At 63.3% G+C, this 14,539-nt stretch carries 17 protein-coding genes; 3 read left to right on the top strand and 14 right to left on the bottom strand.

The genetic code is table 11. The annotated features are described in order from the left end of the window. Positions 1-85: 85 nt before the first annotated feature. From tnpA to tnpC, 3 genes are read left to right on the top strand one after another with little or no spacing between them, the layout of a single operon-like run. Entirely contained in the window at positions 86-463 is a 378-nt protein-coding gene (gene tnpA, locus D2V17_RS17280) for an IS66-like element accessory protein TnpA (protein ID WP_066843951.1), read from the top strand. Further along, positions 460-801: an IS66 family insertion sequence element accessory protein TnpB gene (gene tnpB, locus D2V17_RS17275; protein WP_119592682.1), complete on the top strand. Its 342-nt coding sequence runs from the start codon at positions 460-462 to the stop codon at positions 799-801. Before tnpA ends, tnpB begins: the two co-directional genes overlap by 4 nt. 60 nt (positions 802-861) lie before the next feature. After that, positions 862-2,502 carry an IS66 family transposase gene (gene tnpC, locus D2V17_RS17270; protein ID WP_119592683.1) on the top strand — a complete coding sequence of 547 codons (1,641 nt, stop codon included), beginning with the start codon at positions 862-864 and terminating at the stop codon, positions 2,500-2,502. A 115-nt stretch (positions 2,503-2,617) separates the two neighbouring features. Here the strand turns inward: tnpC and D2V17_RS17265 are convergent, their stop codons facing one another. From D2V17_RS17265 to D2V17_RS17200, 14 genes are all read right to left on the bottom strand, one after another. After that, positions 2,618-3,541, bottom strand: a complete 924-nt coding sequence (locus D2V17_RS17265; RefSeq protein ID WP_010240530.1) for a HEPN domain-containing protein — start codon at positions 3,539-3,541, stop codon at positions 2,618-2,620. A 134-nt stretch (positions 3,542-3,675) separates the two neighbouring features. After that, positions 3,676-4,146 (bottom strand): hypothetical protein, encoded by a 471-nt coding sequence (locus D2V17_RS17260; protein ID WP_010240533.1) that lies wholly within the window; start codon positions 4,144-4,146, stop codon positions 3,676-3,678. After that, entirely contained in the window at positions 4,143-6,137 is a 1,995-nt protein-coding gene (locus D2V17_RS17255; RefSeq protein WP_010240536.1) for a conjugal transfer protein TraG, read from the bottom strand. The genes D2V17_RS17260 and D2V17_RS17255 overlap by 4 nt, the downstream gene beginning before the upstream one ends. A gap of 100 nt (positions 6,138-6,237) precedes the next feature. Beyond that, on the bottom strand, positions 6,238-6,939 hold the full coding sequence (locus D2V17_RS17250; protein ID WP_220474150.1) for an RES family NAD+ phosphorylase: 702 nt from the start codon (positions 6,937-6,939) through the stop codon (positions 6,238-6,240). After that, positions 6,926-7,357 (bottom strand): antitoxin Xre-like helix-turn-helix domain-containing protein, encoded by a 432-nt coding sequence (locus D2V17_RS21460; protein WP_010240541.1) that lies wholly within the window; start codon positions 7,355-7,357, stop codon positions 6,926-6,928. The genes D2V17_RS17250 and D2V17_RS21460 overlap by 14 nt, the downstream gene beginning before the upstream one ends. 74 nt (positions 7,358-7,431) lie before the next feature. Beyond that, positions 7,432-9,174, bottom strand: coding sequence for a relaxase/mobilization nuclease domain-containing protein (locus tag D2V17_RS17240; protein WP_220474149.1), 1,743 nt, complete (start codon positions 9,172-9,174; stop codon positions 7,432-7,434). A 240-nt stretch (positions 9,175-9,414) separates the two neighbouring features. Continuing rightward, on the bottom strand, positions 9,415-10,095 hold the full coding sequence (locus tag D2V17_RS17235) for a lytic transglycosylase domain-containing protein (RefSeq protein ID WP_425453654.1): 681 nt from the start codon (positions 10,093-10,095) through the stop codon (positions 9,415-9,417). 4 nt (positions 10,096-10,099) lie between these two features. After that, positions 10,100-10,432 (bottom strand): DUF736 domain-containing protein, encoded by a 333-nt coding sequence (locus D2V17_RS17230; protein WP_047822807.1) that lies wholly within the window; start codon positions 10,430-10,432, stop codon positions 10,100-10,102. Then, complete coding sequence (locus D2V17_RS17225; RefSeq protein WP_245978778.1) at positions 10,429-10,980, bottom strand: S26 family signal peptidase; 552 nt, start codon at positions 10,978-10,980, stop codon at positions 10,429-10,431. Before D2V17_RS17225 ends, D2V17_RS17230 begins: the two co-directional genes overlap by 4 nt. A 26-nt stretch (positions 10,981-11,006) precedes the next feature. Further along, on the bottom strand, positions 11,007-11,675 hold the full coding sequence (locus D2V17_RS17220) for a DUF2840 domain-containing protein (protein ID WP_083508413.1): 669 nt from the start codon (positions 11,673-11,675) through the stop codon (positions 11,007-11,009). A gap of 20 nt (positions 11,676-11,695) precedes the next feature. Then, positions 11,696-12,580 (bottom strand): replication initiator protein A, encoded by an 885-nt coding sequence (locus D2V17_RS17215; RefSeq protein ID WP_119594260.1) that lies wholly within the window; start codon positions 12,578-12,580, stop codon positions 11,696-11,698. Positions 12,581-12,586: 6 nt separating this feature from the next. Then, positions 12,587-12,859: a helix-turn-helix transcriptional regulator gene (locus tag D2V17_RS17210; RefSeq protein WP_010240237.1), complete on the bottom strand. Its 273-nt coding sequence runs from the start codon at positions 12,857-12,859 to the stop codon at positions 12,587-12,589. Positions 12,860-13,431: 572 nt separating this feature from the next. Further along, a complete protein-coding gene (locus D2V17_RS17205) occupies positions 13,432-13,653 on the bottom strand; it encodes a hypothetical protein (RefSeq protein WP_119594258.1) in 222 nt (73 codons plus the stop codon). Between the two features lie 402 nt (positions 13,654-14,055). Continuing rightward, positions 14,056-14,454, bottom strand: a complete 399-nt coding sequence (locus D2V17_RS17200) for a single-stranded DNA-binding protein (RefSeq protein ID WP_119594256.1) — start codon at positions 14,452-14,454, stop codon at positions 14,056-14,058. Positions 14,455-14,539 lie beyond the last annotated feature (85 nt).

Genomic DNA, 14,539 nt, shown 5'->3' with positions numbered 1-14,539 from the left:
GTACCCCTCCGGCGAGGGCCGCCTTGCGTGGATAGGTATCGAGCGCTCTTAAGCGTGCTCTTGTGAGCGCGCTTAGGAGTGGTCGATGGGTCAGGTGACGGTGTTTTCGGGGCCGGAGCGGCGGCGGCGGTGGAGCGATGAGGAGCGGCTGCAGATCCTGTCCGAGGCTTTCGCGCCGGGCGCGTGCGTTGCCCAGGTGTGCCGACGGCACGATATTTCTTCGGCGCTGATCTACACCTGGCGGCGCAAGTTGCTCGATGCAGGCGTGGAGCGGGAAGCAGAGCTGCCCGAGGCACTTCCGACGCCGGTGTTCGCCGAAGCGGTGATCGACGAAGATGTGATGGCGGCCGGCGCTGCCGAGCACCCCGCGATGATCATCGACCTGCCGCGCGGCAAGCGGCTGAGCATTTTCGCGGCGGCACCGCCGGCCCTGGTCGCTGCGGCGCTGAAGGGGCTGCGATGATCCCTTCGGGCGCGCGGGTGTGGATCGCGCTCGGCCACACGGATATGCGCAAGGGCATGCAGGGCCTGGCGCTGCTGGTGCAGCAGGGTCTCAAGCGTAATCCGCACGGCGGCGATCTGTTCGTGTTCCGTGGCCGCGCAGGCTCGCTGATCAAGATCATCTGGCACGACGGGATCGGCATGTCGCTCTACGCCAAGCGGCTAGAGAAGGGCCGGTTCGTATGGCCCTCAGCGACTGAGGGAACGGTGTCGCTGACCCCCTCGCAGCTGGCCTGCCTGCTGGAGGGGATCGACTGGCGCAACCCGCAGTATACATGGCGGCCACAGAGCGCCGGATAATCGGCGCGAGGCGGTGTTTTGCCCTTGCAGCAGAGGGTGGATGATGATTCACTCCGGTCTATGGAAGCCGCCATTTCGCCCCTTCCGGACGACGTTGAAGCGCTCAAGGCGCTGGTGGCGGCGATGGCCCGCAAGGCCGATGAGGCAGAGGCCAAGCTTGCCAACGCCATGGCCCACCAGAGCGCCATCGAGGCGCTGATCGCTCACCTCAAGCTGCAGATCGCCAAGCTCAAGCGCGAGCAGTATGGCCCCAGCGCCGAACGCAGCCGCCGTCTGCTCGACCAGATGGAGCTGCAGCTCGAAGAGCTCGAGGCTGATGCCGCCGAAGACGACCTGATCGCCGAGGGAGCGGCGGCCAAGACCGCCACGGTCACCGCCTTCGAGCGCAAGCGCCCGGCAAGGAAGCCGTTCCCCGAGCATCTGCCGCGCGAGCGCGTCGTGGTGCCTGCGCCCTGTTCCTGCCCGGCATGCGGTGGGGATCGGCTCTCGAAGCTCGGCGAGGACGTCACCGAGACACTCGAGGTGATCCCGCGCTCGTGGAAGGTGATCCAGACGGTGCGCGAGAAGTTCTCGTGCCGCGACTGCGAGAAGATCGCGCAGGCCCCCGCGCCCTTCCATGTGGTGCCCCGCGGATGGGCCGGACCCAGCTTCCTCGCGATGCTCCTGTTCGAGAAGTATGGACAGCACCAGCCCCTCAACCGCCAGGCCGAGCGGTTTGCCCGCGAAGGCGTGCCGCTCAGCCTCTCGACTCTTGCCGATCAGGTCGGGGCAGCTGCCCATGCGCTGATTCCGATCTACAAGCTCATCGAGACGCATGTTCTGGCTGCAAACCGGATCCACGGTGACGATACCACCGTGCCGGTCATGGCGAAGGGCAAGACCGATACGGCGCGATTATGGGTTTACGTACGCGATGATCGTCCCTTTGCAGGCACCGATCCTCCAGCTGCCCTGTTCCACTATTCGCGCGATCGGCGCGGCGAGCACCCGCAAGCCCATCTCGCGGCATGGTCCGGCATCCTGCAGGCCGATGCCTATAGTGGCTACAACGATCTCTATCGCGGGGACCGCGCCCCCGGTCCCGTGCTGGAAGCGGGCTGCTTTGCTCATGCGAGGCGCAAGTTCTTCGAGCTCGCCGATGTCCTGAGCTCAGCCCGCAAGAAGAGCCGCGGCCAGCGCGGCAGCATCTATCCGATCGCGCTCGAAGCCGTGCAGCGTCTCGACGCCCTGTTCGACATCGAGCGCGGCATCAACGGCAAGAGTCCTGCCGAGCGGCTCGCAGTCCGTCAGGAACTCAGCGCGCCGCTGATGGCCGAGCTCCACACCTGGCTTACCGCGCAGGTCGCCAAGCTATCGCGCGGTCATGACCTCACCAAGGCCTGCTTCTACATGCTGAAGCGCTGGGATGCGTTCACCCGCTTCCTCGACGATGGCCGCATCTGCCTCACCAACAACGCCGCCGAGCGCGCGCTGCGCTGCATCCCGCTTGGCCGCAAGGCATGGCTGTTCTGCGGATCCGATCGTGGCGGGCAACGCGCCGCCATCATCTACACCCTGATCCAGACCGCGAAGCTGGGCGACGTCGATCCGCAGGCATGGCTTGCTGATGTCCTCGCACGCATCGCCGATCATCCTGCCACCCGGCTCGACGAACTCCTGCCCTGGAACTGGGCGCCCCGTCCGAACGCGATCGCCGCGTAACCCGACCTACACTCCGGTCGGCATCACGCTGCGGCCTTCACCGGACGGATACCGAAGTAGGCGCGCAACGCAGACATCTGCTACAGTGCGATCGGACCCGACAGGCGAGCATCGATTAGGGGTTTATTTCATTACTGAGCTTTTTGAGACCGTCTGAGCATATCTCGTGCACGACCCGGCCAAGCTCCTCAACCTGCTCTCCGAGCCATTCGAGCTCTTCGCTGGTGATGCGGTAATGCTTTGAGTATCTAGCCTTGACGTACGCTTCCTTCAGCTTCTCAAAGCGCGCACGATCGCGGCGCGTGTCGCGCGGCCAGACATAGGTCAGGCGTGGGTCGATTCGCTCCGCCTGGGTGCGGAGAAAACCCAGATTATGTACATGCGGTGTATAGAACGTGCAGACCAACAGCACGCAATGGTATAGAAATTCGGCCGATTGATGCATGTCGAATGCTGCAGGTTTTAGGAATCCTCGCTCCCGGCCCACCTTTGATAGCTCATACCGTTGCATCGCTGTCGGGAACCACTCGTCGAAATACTCCTGCGCCATTGCCAGCGCCTCACCGGCAGTCTTGGGCTTCGGCGTGTGGAGCTCGGTGTCGTCGGATTGGTAAAGCGCGATCCCGTCCTTCGCGACATCCATGAAGAAATAGCGTCCGTGCGCGAGACCGTCGTTCACCTCCTGCAGCGTATGGACGATGAAATTGACCGGCGTCTTGAGCGATTTGGTCACGCCGTACTCGCGCATCAGCCGGTCATCGAGCTTCGACCAGTACTTGACCCGGTCGACCAGCCGCTTGTCGTTGACGATGATGAGCAGATCGTAGTCCGACTGGTAGCCCTTGGCCGTATGCGGCTCGTCGACCCAGGTGCCGCGGGCATAGCTGCCGTAGAGAATGACCTTGAGAATGCGACCGGCCTTCTTCCACTCGTGCTTCGCCAGCGCAAAGGCATCATCGAATTCTTCGAAGATCAGCTGCACCACGCGCTCAAGTTCCCGTTGCTTTTGCGGAGGCAGATGATCGAGTTCGGTGCGCATTACTGGACCTTTAGCAAGCACTTGGAATGGTTGCACCCTCGCATTCCTGCAGGTGCGCCGGCGCATGAAAGAAAGCGTTCCTCTGCTCTATTCATGTGTGTTTCCTGCCGGACTATCGAAGGTCTTTGTCAGGGCTACGCCGGAGGCTCAGGGCCGTCTCCGTCCGGATTTTCAATCTCACCCAGCCTTGGTTCCGAAGCCGCGCGAATGAGATCGTCAGCGAGATGCCTGCCCGTTTCCATGCGCCGCGCGAGCGCTTCGACGAAGAAGTCGAACCGCTTTTCTGCATCGGCACGCGCAGCGGCATTGGCTTCAAACGGCATGGCCGGGGTCACCGCCAGCCATCGCCTGAGGTAGAGCGCGAATGCCTCGTTCCCGACCTCGATATGATAGTCGAGCTTGCCGATCTGTCGGCTTATGCGATCAAGGCGTCGACTGAAGGCCGCTTCCATGCGTTCCGATCCATCCGGAGAGAGAAAAGAGGCAATGGCGGCCTCCACTACCGAAGCCTGCGAGACGCGCTTGCGGCCGGCATAGTCGGCGAGTTGCCTGGAAAGGGCTGGCGGCAAGCGAAAGGTGTGCTTGATACGGTTGCCCTTGCTCATAGCTCGATCCCGTCGCCAGGATCGAGTGCAGCCCGCCGCGCATTGGCCTGCATCCGCTCGGCCATCCTGCGGTTGCTGTTTGCCTGATCCTCGTCGGTACGGTCGTCAAACTCAAATTCGTTGGGAATTGCCATGGGCGGCGGCGCCCCATTCTCGTATTCCGGCAATTCAGGCGATTGGCGGATCCCGCCATCGGACTGGCGATCATCGACCTCGTACTCTTCAGACCCGGTCAGCAATTTCGCGGATTGCGCAGGCGCGGTCACAAGTCTCCCGTGCCATTCGCTCTCATCCGCCGCAAACTCGCCCTTTTGGACCGTTGGTGGACGCTCTACCCGTTTGCTGAGCCGGGGGTCGTGGTAGTAGCGCGCTTTCCTGGCACGGATCGGATGCACGCCTGCGAGCATCACGATTTCGTCGGTATCGGGAAGCTGCATGATTTCGCCCTGGGTCAGAAGAGCGCGCGCCGTCTCCGAGCGCGAGACCATCAGGTGACCAAGCCAGGGCGAGAGGCGGTGTCCGGCATAATTGCGCATCGCCCGGGTTTCGGTCGCGGTCCCGAGTGATTCCGAAACGCGCTTGGCAGTGCGCTCGTCATTGGTCGCGAAGCACACCCGCACATGGCAATTGTCGAGGATGGCATTGTTCTGCCCGTAGGCTTTCTCGATCTGGTTCAACGACTGCGCGATCAGAAAGGCCTTGATGCCGTAGCCCGCCATGAAGGCGAGCGCGCTTTCGAAAAAGTCGAGTCGGCCCAAGGCCGGAAACTCGTCGAGCATAAGGAGAAGCCGCTCGCGATCGGCACCCTCCTGCAGGTCCTCGGTCAGGCGTCTTCCGAGTTGGTTGAGGATGAGCCGGATGAGCGGCTTGGTGCGGCTGATGTCGGAGGGCGGGACGACGAGATAGAGTGTGACCGGTCGGCCCTGTGCCACCAGGTCCGCGATACGCCATTCGCAATGCCGGGTGACCCTGGCGATCACCGGATCGCGGTACAGCCCAAGGAACGACATGGCGGTCGAGAGCACGCCCGAGCGTTCGTTCTCCGACTTGTTGAGCAATTCTCTCGCCGCGCTCGCGACAACCGGATGGATGCCGTCTTCCCCCAGATGCGGCGTGTGCATCATGGCGGTCAATGTCGCCTCGATCGATCGGCGCGGATCGGAGAGGAAGTTCGCCACCCCGGCGAGCGTCTTGTCAGGCTCGGCATAAAGCACATGCAGAATGGCCCCGACGAGAAGCGCATGGCTGGTCTTTTCCCAATGGTTGCGCCGTTCGAGCGAGCCTTCCGGGTCGACCAGCACGTCGGCAATGTTCTGGACGTCGCGCACCTCGTTGATGCCGCGCCGCACTTCCATCAGCGGATTATAGGCTGCCGACGCTTCATTGGTCGGATCGAACAGAAGCGTGCGGCTGAAGCTGGACCGGAAACCAGCGGTCAGCTCCCAGTTCTCGCCCTTGATGTCATGGACGATCGCCGAGTGCGGCCAGGTCAGCAGCGTCGGCACGACAAGGCCGACCCCCTTGCCGCTGCGCGTCGGTGCGAAACAGAGTACATGTTCTGGCCCGTCGTGGCGAAGATAGAGATTGGCGTGTTGGCCGATAATGACGCCCTTGCCCGCCAGAAGGCCAGCGCGCGCGATTTCGGAACGGGTCGCCCAGCGCGCCGAGCCATAGGTCGCGCTGTTCCTGATTTCTCGGGCGCGCCAGACCGACATGCCGATCGCGACCACGACCGACACGAGACCGCCCGATGCAGCAATCATTCCGCCGGTTTCGAAGATGCGCGGCGCATAGGCTTCGTAGCTGAACCACCACCAGAAGATGGCATAAGGCGGATAGACAGGCGCTCCGGAAACACTGAACCACGGCGCGCCCAATTGCGCCTGATAGCCGAGCGCGTATGCCGTCCACTGAGTGCCCGCCCAGACGCCTGCGAGCGTGAGAGCGAAGACGACGAGTATCTGACCCCACAATATCCGGGTTGCCGACAAGGCTGTCTCCTTTCGTGAAAGGCAGCACGGCGGCTTTGCATCGCATATTCAAGTCAGAAGCTGCGTGATCGCAGGCTGGCGTAGCGAAAGCGGGAAGCGGCTAGATTGCTTCCCAATCAAAGGCAGGATTGCCGGACCAGGTCAGGCGATACATCGCCCCTTGCGCGACCGATTGCACGACATTGGGCCACAAGGCCGCGATGCAGGTTCCGCCCGCATGGCGGACCGAAGAATAGATAATCCCGTTATGGCCGGCGGCGCGCGCCTGCGCCGCTAGAGCATTGCCGACCGGATAGCCTTTCGTCTTGTCCGGATCGAGTGCGGGGTGATCAGGCACGCCGCGCAGATCGATAAAGACCCCCGCCATGCTGGCGATCAACTCGCCATATTCGACAACGGCATCGAAATCGTCGGCATCGGCGAGCGCCTGCGTCAGGTGATGACCGACCTCGGCGATGCAGGTCTCGACATCGAGCGCGGCATACCATGCGCCGCGGTTCGCGGGGTTGAAGCGATTGGGCTCGCGCGGCTTGGCATAGGCGAAGCTCGCATTGATAAATCTGGCATGCGGCACGCCGTGAACCAGCTCGTCGGCTGTCAGCCCGCCAAGCCCGCGCTCTCCGGCGATCAGGCGCGAACTCGTCGCCCCCTCGATTTCAGCGAGCAGCGCAAGCTCTTCACCATTGTCGGCTAGCGGAGCCATGACCGCTTCGCGCAAACGCGCGCTGGAAACGAGCCGGACCGTCCGCTCGAAGGCTTCGCGGATCTGCGGCGGCTCGCCCTCCTCCTCAGAGCCCGCCACGAAGCGCGTCGATATATTGCCTAGTCTCTAACATGCGCGGAATACCGCCTTCGATCATTGCCTGGATGGGCGAGCGGCGATCGAAGACCGGAGCCCTGTTTTCGAGTTTCGGCCAGCGGTCGGCCATGTCGTTGGCAAACAGCAGGTGCAGCCCCTTGAACAGGCCGATCAGCGCCGACGCGCGGGTCAACTGGTCCTGACCGAGCGAGCCCTCCCATGTTCCGGCTTTCATCCGGTCCCAGGTGCTTTCGGACACGCCGAGCAGTGCAGCACCGTCGGCGTTGCTCGCACCCCAAGCCTCGATGAGCCGCAGCACGGCTTTTACCGCAGCGCTGGTGAGGCGGCTGCGATCACCGTCGCTTGCAAAGGTCTGAAGCCCCGGGGGAGCTTCGGCATGTTGAATCGCTGCACTTACCATATCGCATCTCCTGATGCGTTTATAAGCATCATATGGTGCGTTTGTCAAGATTTCCGTTTAGATGCCGGTGCTCATCAAACCGCCGGCCCGCGCGAGCGCGCAAAGTTCCAATCGACACCGCCGCGTGCATTAACCTTGCCAGCGACTTCTTTTCCAAGATGCCGCTCGAGGTCTTGCCTCCAGGGCACGAGCTGGAAACCCACTCCGTCATCGATCATGGCGAAGCGACCCGACGCCAGCGAAATGCGCTCGCGGTAGATGCCGGAAATGTGATCGCCTTCCGTTACCGGATTTGCCAGACGACCATGACGCGCAGCCAGCGCTTTACCTGCCGCGTCCAGTTCCTGCTTGCGGAGCGTTCCGAGAAGGTTGCGCACCAAGGTCACGCTCCTACCATGTCGCTTCGCAAGACTTTGATCGACGAGCCAGTCACGGCGCTCGTCAAGAGCCTTCCGGACTTCATTGCCGAAGCCGCCTCCCAGCGACGCGGCTCGTGCCGACAGCAGCTGCCGGTCGAGCCAGGTCGCCCCGCGCGCGTCAATCTGCCGCTCGAGCGGCAGGTCCGAGCGCACCAGCAGGCTTTCGCGCCGCCGCCCCTTGCGGTCGGTCCATTCGCTTGTCTCGACGATCGCGCCGGGTGCTGCATCGCTCGTCTGGTCAAGATCGGGGAAGCGAAGATAGTGGGCGCGACCGTCCACTCCTTCGACGATCGCATAAGCCTCGCCTGTCAGCTCGTTATGGAGACCGCGCTCGACCAACCTGCCGATGACTCGGCGGTTCTCGTCTTCTCCATGCAGCGCTAAGGATGCAAGGGCGCCTTGTGCGCCGCGTCCACTCATCGCCTTGTGCAAGGTCTTGATGATGTCGCCGCGCTCGCCAAGCGCGCGCAAGGTCGGTTCGAGATCTGCGGCCAAGGTCCAGCGCGCCGCCCCGATCCGCTCGGCCAATCCCATGCGTTCGAGCGTTCGTGCGCGGCCGATAAGGAATGCGCGGTTGCTGCGCCGTGTCGCATCGACTTCGGGGGACAAATCGACCACGCCGAGATCGTCGCGTTGCTTTTGCAGCCGGCGGTCGAGTGAGGTCCAGCGCTCGGCATCGACCTCGCGGCGAAGCGCTAGCTGAATATCGCGCTCGCTGCGCGGCCCGAGTTCGATAGTGACGCGCTCCTGGGCACGGGCCCGCATGCCTTCGCTGATATAAGAGCGATCAATCACCAGGTCCCTGCCATCCGAGGCAACGCCGCGGACCAGAACATGGACATGCGGGTTGTCGGTATTCCAGTGATCGACCGCCACCCAGTCGAGGCTGGTGTCGAGGTCGCTCGCCATATCTTCAAGGAGCTCGCGCGTGAAAGCGCAAAGGTCAGCCATCTCGCTCGCGTCTTCCGGCGACACGATGAAGCGGAAGTGATGCCGGTCGTCTCCGCAGCGCGCGGCGAAGGCATCGCCATCGACCTCATCCGACGAGGCATCGAACATCTGGGCATCCGATCCGTCACGGGTGACGCCGTCGCGTTCGAGATAGGCGATGTGGCGAGCGAGCGGTGCAGAGCGGAAGCGGCTGCCGCCATGACGAACGACGCGCGCCTTGATGATGACCCGCCGCTGGAAAGCATGGGGGCGGCCTCGGAACGCAGCCCTTTTGCCGCGTCCCAGATGTCCGGTTCCGCCGCCAGCCCGGCCTCGCGTGAGCGGTGTATAGCCTGACCGGCGCGAAACCTGCAGCACGCGTCCGACCAGCGAACCGGCCTTGCGATAGGCGCGCGCATCGCTGTCTCGCGACCGACCCGGCCTGATGTTGATTTCATCGTCAGCCATAGACAGGAAAATCGGCAGACGGCGCTTTCAGCATTGAAAAGCCTAAGGATTTCGGTCCAAGCGCCTGCAGGCGCACAGCAGAGATGGCGCATAATCTCCCGCAAAACCAACCACCTGCACCCCGACCGACGGCGGTGCTTTTATCTCGCCATCCCTCCTTTCTTTTGATGCGTAAGTCTCCGCTTATACGCCCGGTTTCGCCTGGAAACGCATGCCTGCGCGAAGGTGCGAGGCTCGCTTTCATTGGGAGGAGACCGTCGAAGCAGGCGCGAATAGATCGTGCGCGGGCTGTTCCGGACGCGCGAAGGGGTTCGCTGCGGGACCGGGCATAGCCACCTCGTCCAACTCTTCTCGCCCAGCGCGGGGCGCCTGCAAGACGCCAGCCGGAGCATTCCCGGCTTGTAAAGGCACCGCCGCAAACATGCGCTCGGACTGCAACAGCGGCGCAATCCGGGCGACATAGAGGCGTGTTTCGAGTGGCAGCGAACGCCGTCCGGCAAGCCAATCTTCGTAGCGTCCCGGACCCGCATTGTATGCAGCGAGGAAACCTTGCGCGCCGTAGCGATCATACATTTCGCGCAGGTAAGACGTGCCGGCCAGAATGTTATCGCGCGGGTCGAACGGGTCTTGCCCGAGCGAGAACCGGGCGCGCTGCCGCGACCAGGTTCCGGGCATGAGCTGCATGAGACCCATCGCTCCTGCTCTGGAAACGGCCCGCACCCGGCCCGCACTTTCGGCCCGGATCACCGCGTAGATCCATTGCTCGGGAATGCCGAATTGCTGAGATGCTTCGCTGACATGCGCTGCAATCTCGACGCGCTGGGAAGCTCGGACAAACTGCTCCGATTGCGCAAAAACCTGTGCCGGACTCGCCGCCCACATGGTGGCCAGGAGTCCCTGCAGAAGATACAGGCGGAGCACGGAATCAGCCCTTTGCCGGGCGGCGCGCGCCGCGCGACCATATAAGGACATGGTTCTGGTCGTCAGAACTGAACAGATTGGCGCGCAGGGGCCGAGGCAATACCGGATCGTCGATGACGAGCGTGACAAAACTGCCTGCCTTGTCGCCGACATGTTTCCAGCCTGCACCCACCTCGTAGGTTTCCTCGCCTTCACCTGCCATGATGCGATAGTCAGGGGCGTTCTCGGTGTCGCCGGGGTCGGCGGCCACCAGGGTCAGCGGTGCGTCGATGGTCAGGGTTTGCAGCCGCCCTTCAAAGCCGTCGGGTGTGGCTGCAAAAGTGCCGATACAGGTCATTGTGCGTCTCCTTCAGTGGTGTTTTGGATGGGAAAGTCGGCGGGCGAGGCGAGCAAGACATAGTCCCCGTCGCCCGCTTCGTTGGTCCAGACGGGCCGCGCGCGCCCGATGACATCGGCGCGTGCGACCGGGCCGAAATAACGCCCGTCGAAGCTGCCGGGGGCGCGCCTGTTCATCACGAACAGTTCATCCGCAGCGATAGTCCGGCATCCTTTCCAGACGGGCAGTTCGCGTCCAAGGCTGTCGCGCCGACGCGCCGAGCCCGCAGGTGTCCCATTGATCTCGATGAGCAGGTCGCGCCGGCAGACCGTATCCCCGCCAAGCGCCGCAACCTCCTTGATGAGCGGAACGCCCGCAGGAAGATAGCCGCGCGAGGCGAGGTATTTCTGCAGCCTGAAAGCAGGATCGATCGCGACGCGGTCGCCCCTCTGGAGACCGGTCTTTCCGCCGATTGAGTACAGTCCAACCGGCACGCTGGCCGTCACGTTCCAGACCAAAAGTCGCGAGAGCGGGATTGCGATGCTGGCCAGTGTCGCTGCCGCGACCATGCCTGCCAGAAAGGCGGTGCGCCGCCTCATGATTGCAGCTTTCGCCGCCGCAGCCAGTCGCGATGGCGCGCAGGGGAATAGGAACGTACTTGCATGCCCCCTGCCAGCCTGTTGTGGACATGATGCCAGTGGTCGGGAGCTACATCGCAGGGATCGATGCCAACGTCCTCGATCGCATCGATCAGCGCAAAGACCTGGCGAACCTTTGGCCAGCTTCGCACCGAGAGCAGGATTTGCGCGCCAGGATCGACCTGCGGCAGAGTGGTGAACGGCTCGCCGAAACCGGCGGCTTGGGCGATCGTGAGTGTGGAGCCAACGGTCCCGTAGTCGTTCGAAGCCCACCGAACCAAGGCAAAGACCTGTCCCGGAGCATAGCTTTCGATACGCGTCCGGCGATCGAGGATGCGCTCTGCAACGGGCTTGCCGAACCGAAGCCAGTCTTCCTGCACGCCGCCGCGCCACACCAGCGTGACATGCGTAAGTGGCGGATCACCGGAACCTGCCTCGACCGGTTCCGGAGGCGGAAGCGAAGCGCGCGCTGCGCTTTTGCACAGGCGTGGCTGTGTTAGCAGGAATCTGAAAGATTCCTTGTTAGCATTGTTAAGGGCTTCGCAGGCGCCGCGTTTTCGGCGAGTCGCGCAGGCTCCCGGTTCCCGATAGTCCGGGAATAGGGTTCCCGATCGTCCGAACGTCATGGTTCCCGATAGTCCGAACATCACGCACCCTTTTCCACAGGGGGCAGCCCGATACGGCGCCGCGCGGACGCGAAGGGATCGACAGGCGCTGCAACGAACAGGAGCCGCTCGCGGCCGAACTGGTGCTCAAGAGCGAGATTGTAGCCGGGGAGCGACTGGCGGCGAACGATGGCCCGCACTTCGAAAGCGAAACGCTTCAATGGCGAGAGCGCGCCGGACTTCAAATGCAGGTGCGAAATGTCGAAACTCCACCCGCCCTTCTGCTTCCCGCCATGCTTGCGTACGATGCGATAGAGCCAGCGCTCAAGACCGCCGGTAAGCGCGAAATAGGCCGGGTCGATGGTCAGGACGAGCTCACGATCGAGCACGCCCTCGTAGAGCCAGTCCGGCACGATCATTTCGATGCCGAGCGCGCGCCCGTTGTCGTCGAGCCGTTCGCGCCATTCGTTGATCCAGGAAAATCGTCTCCGCCGCCGCGCCCCGGCCTGCCGGATCGAGGTGGCGATGCTGGTCGACTGCAAGCGATCGAGCGCGGCCTTCAGGCGCTCGTAGCCTGCTTTTCCGGTTCCGCGCCGGGTGAAGGTCAAGATTTCATGGGGCGTCGCAGCGATCAGGCGCGAGGTGGCTTTGCCGGCATCGCGCGCCTCGACGATCTGGCTGGCTACCCAGATCAGCACATCGGCATCCCAGATCGTGGCCATTCCATGCTCGGCGGTCGCTTCGACCAGAATGGCGACCTCGCCCATACGAAAGTCGATCGGCTGCACCCGCTTCGTCTTGGCGAGGCTGAAGAAAGGCCAGGCCATCAGGTCCTGGGCATCGCGCGCAGCGATGTCGCTGCCCGCGCCGACGAACAGGTCGAGCTGTCCGGCCTCGCCGTCCGATGTCCTCAAGGAGCGCATCATACCGCCTCAGCGCCGGACCGGACCGGTGTAGCCGTCGATCCGCTTGGCAGGATGGACAACGCCCTTGCCCGGATCGCTGGTCGAACGGCGCAGGCCCTGCTCGGCCCAGGCGTCGAGATCTTCGGGCCGGTAAACGATGCGGCCGCCGAGCTTGTGGTATACCGGCCCTGTTCCATAGCATCTGTGCTTCTCGAGCGTGCGCGGCGAAAGCCCCAGATGCACCGCGGCATCGGGGGTGCGCAGGTAACGGGGGCGGACCGGATCGGGGACGGCGGGCATTGTATGAGCTCCACGAGGCTTGGGTGGCTGCGGCTAACTGCCGCTGATTGCGGAGGGTGATGGCGCATGCCTTGGCGATGGGGGGAGCGACACAATGGTGCGTTCGGATTTGTCGCCCCTACCGATCATGAGCGCGGCAGGATCGAGGAAGGGCGGCATCCGTGCAGGGCCCGACGCTATTGCGCCGCCCGGCAGGCTTTCGGCCGGATCGCCGAAAGCCCAGAGCAAGGAACCGCACCTGCGATAGAGGCAGCGGCCAAGGGCCTGTGGGAAGCAAGGCAAGCGGGGCCTGTCGCGGCCGTAGCTTCCCGCTCGCCCGACCCGCTGCCGGGTCGCAAGTGCATGCGGGGCCCCAAAACACGTAACGCCGCACCCTCAGGAGCGCATCGCCAGATGCGCGGGACAGAATGCGTCCCCAGCCCCGCTCCATTTATCCCGATCGCCAGTTGGCCAAGCCGATGTTTGGAGAACCGCCGATTGCTGCTGGATCGAAACTTGACCCTGTAGTTCAGCCCATAAGAGGCACGAAAAAAGGGCAGGAACCGCTGCCGGTCCCTGCCCTGCCGAATGCCTCAGAATTCGTCGAGCATTCCGCCATGGACGGTATGAACGACCCGCATCGCAAGATGCGGGGGCAGCGCGTTGTAGTCCCCTTCGTCGACCGCGCGGTATCCAAGCTCGTCATCCTCGATGACATGCTGGTCGAAGAAGCTGTGCAAGGCCCGTTGTTCGGCGGTCGCCAGAGCCTCGAAATAGTTGCGCGAGGGCAGTGTCCATGTTGTGAAATAGGTCATGATAATCCTCCTGAAATCTGTCGCGAGACGACAGGAGGTCGGCGGATGGGCCTGGGCAGGCCGGGTCACAGGATCGCCCACACGGGCGACCGCGAAGCGGCGCAGGGGGTGACGATTTTGTCCGGTGCCGGATGCAATCCGGTGGCGGGCAAAATGGTGGGGCCCCTGTCGTCCTTGATGCGGGCGGCGCAGGACCATCATGCTGGAAGTGCGGTAAAGCCAGGCCAATCCAGTACACCACAAACGACGGCTTCGAATGAGCGCTGCCAGCATGGATCTGGCCATCTGGGCAAAGCCTGTCTGACCCAGGGAGAACAGATCGAGCGAAAGGACAGGTGAACAGCAAAAAGGCCCTGCCGTTTCCGGCAGAGCCTCTTCGTAAGGGGACGACCGGGATCGATGTCAGTCGATCTCGGGAGCGTCGGTGTTGTCGTTGTCGTCACCCGAGCCATTGCCGCGGGAGAGGAAGTCGACCTTGTCGGCGAGGATCTCGGTGCCGTAGCGCGTGACCCCGTCCTTGTCCTCCCACTGGGTGTAGTGGATGCGGCCCTGGACACTTACCAGCTGGCCTTTGGAGCAGTACTGGCCGACGGTCTTGGCGAGGCCGTTGAAGCAGGTCACCCGGTGGAACTCGCTTTCCTTGGCGGTGTAGCCGTTCTCGTCCTTGTAGGTCTTGCCGTCCTTGTCGCGAGCGGGGCGATCGGTGACGACGGTGATCCCGGTGACATTGGTGCCGCCCTTGGTCTCGCGGGTGTCCGGATCGCGAGCGATGCGGCCGGTGAGGATTGCGATATTGGTCATGATAGTAGTCCTTCAGTTCCTCAAACCGGAGACCATCTCCGGCTTGCGAACATCCAGAAGAAGCAGGGCATGGGAGGACTGCACC

The organism is Aurantiacibacter xanthus (genome assembly GCF_003584015.1).
In the GTDB taxonomy this organism is placed as follows: Bacteria; Pseudomonadota; Alphaproteobacteria; order Sphingomonadales; family Sphingomonadaceae; genus Alteraurantiacibacter; species Alteraurantiacibacter xanthus.
This window is presented reverse-complemented; position numbering and strand designations above follow the sequence as displayed.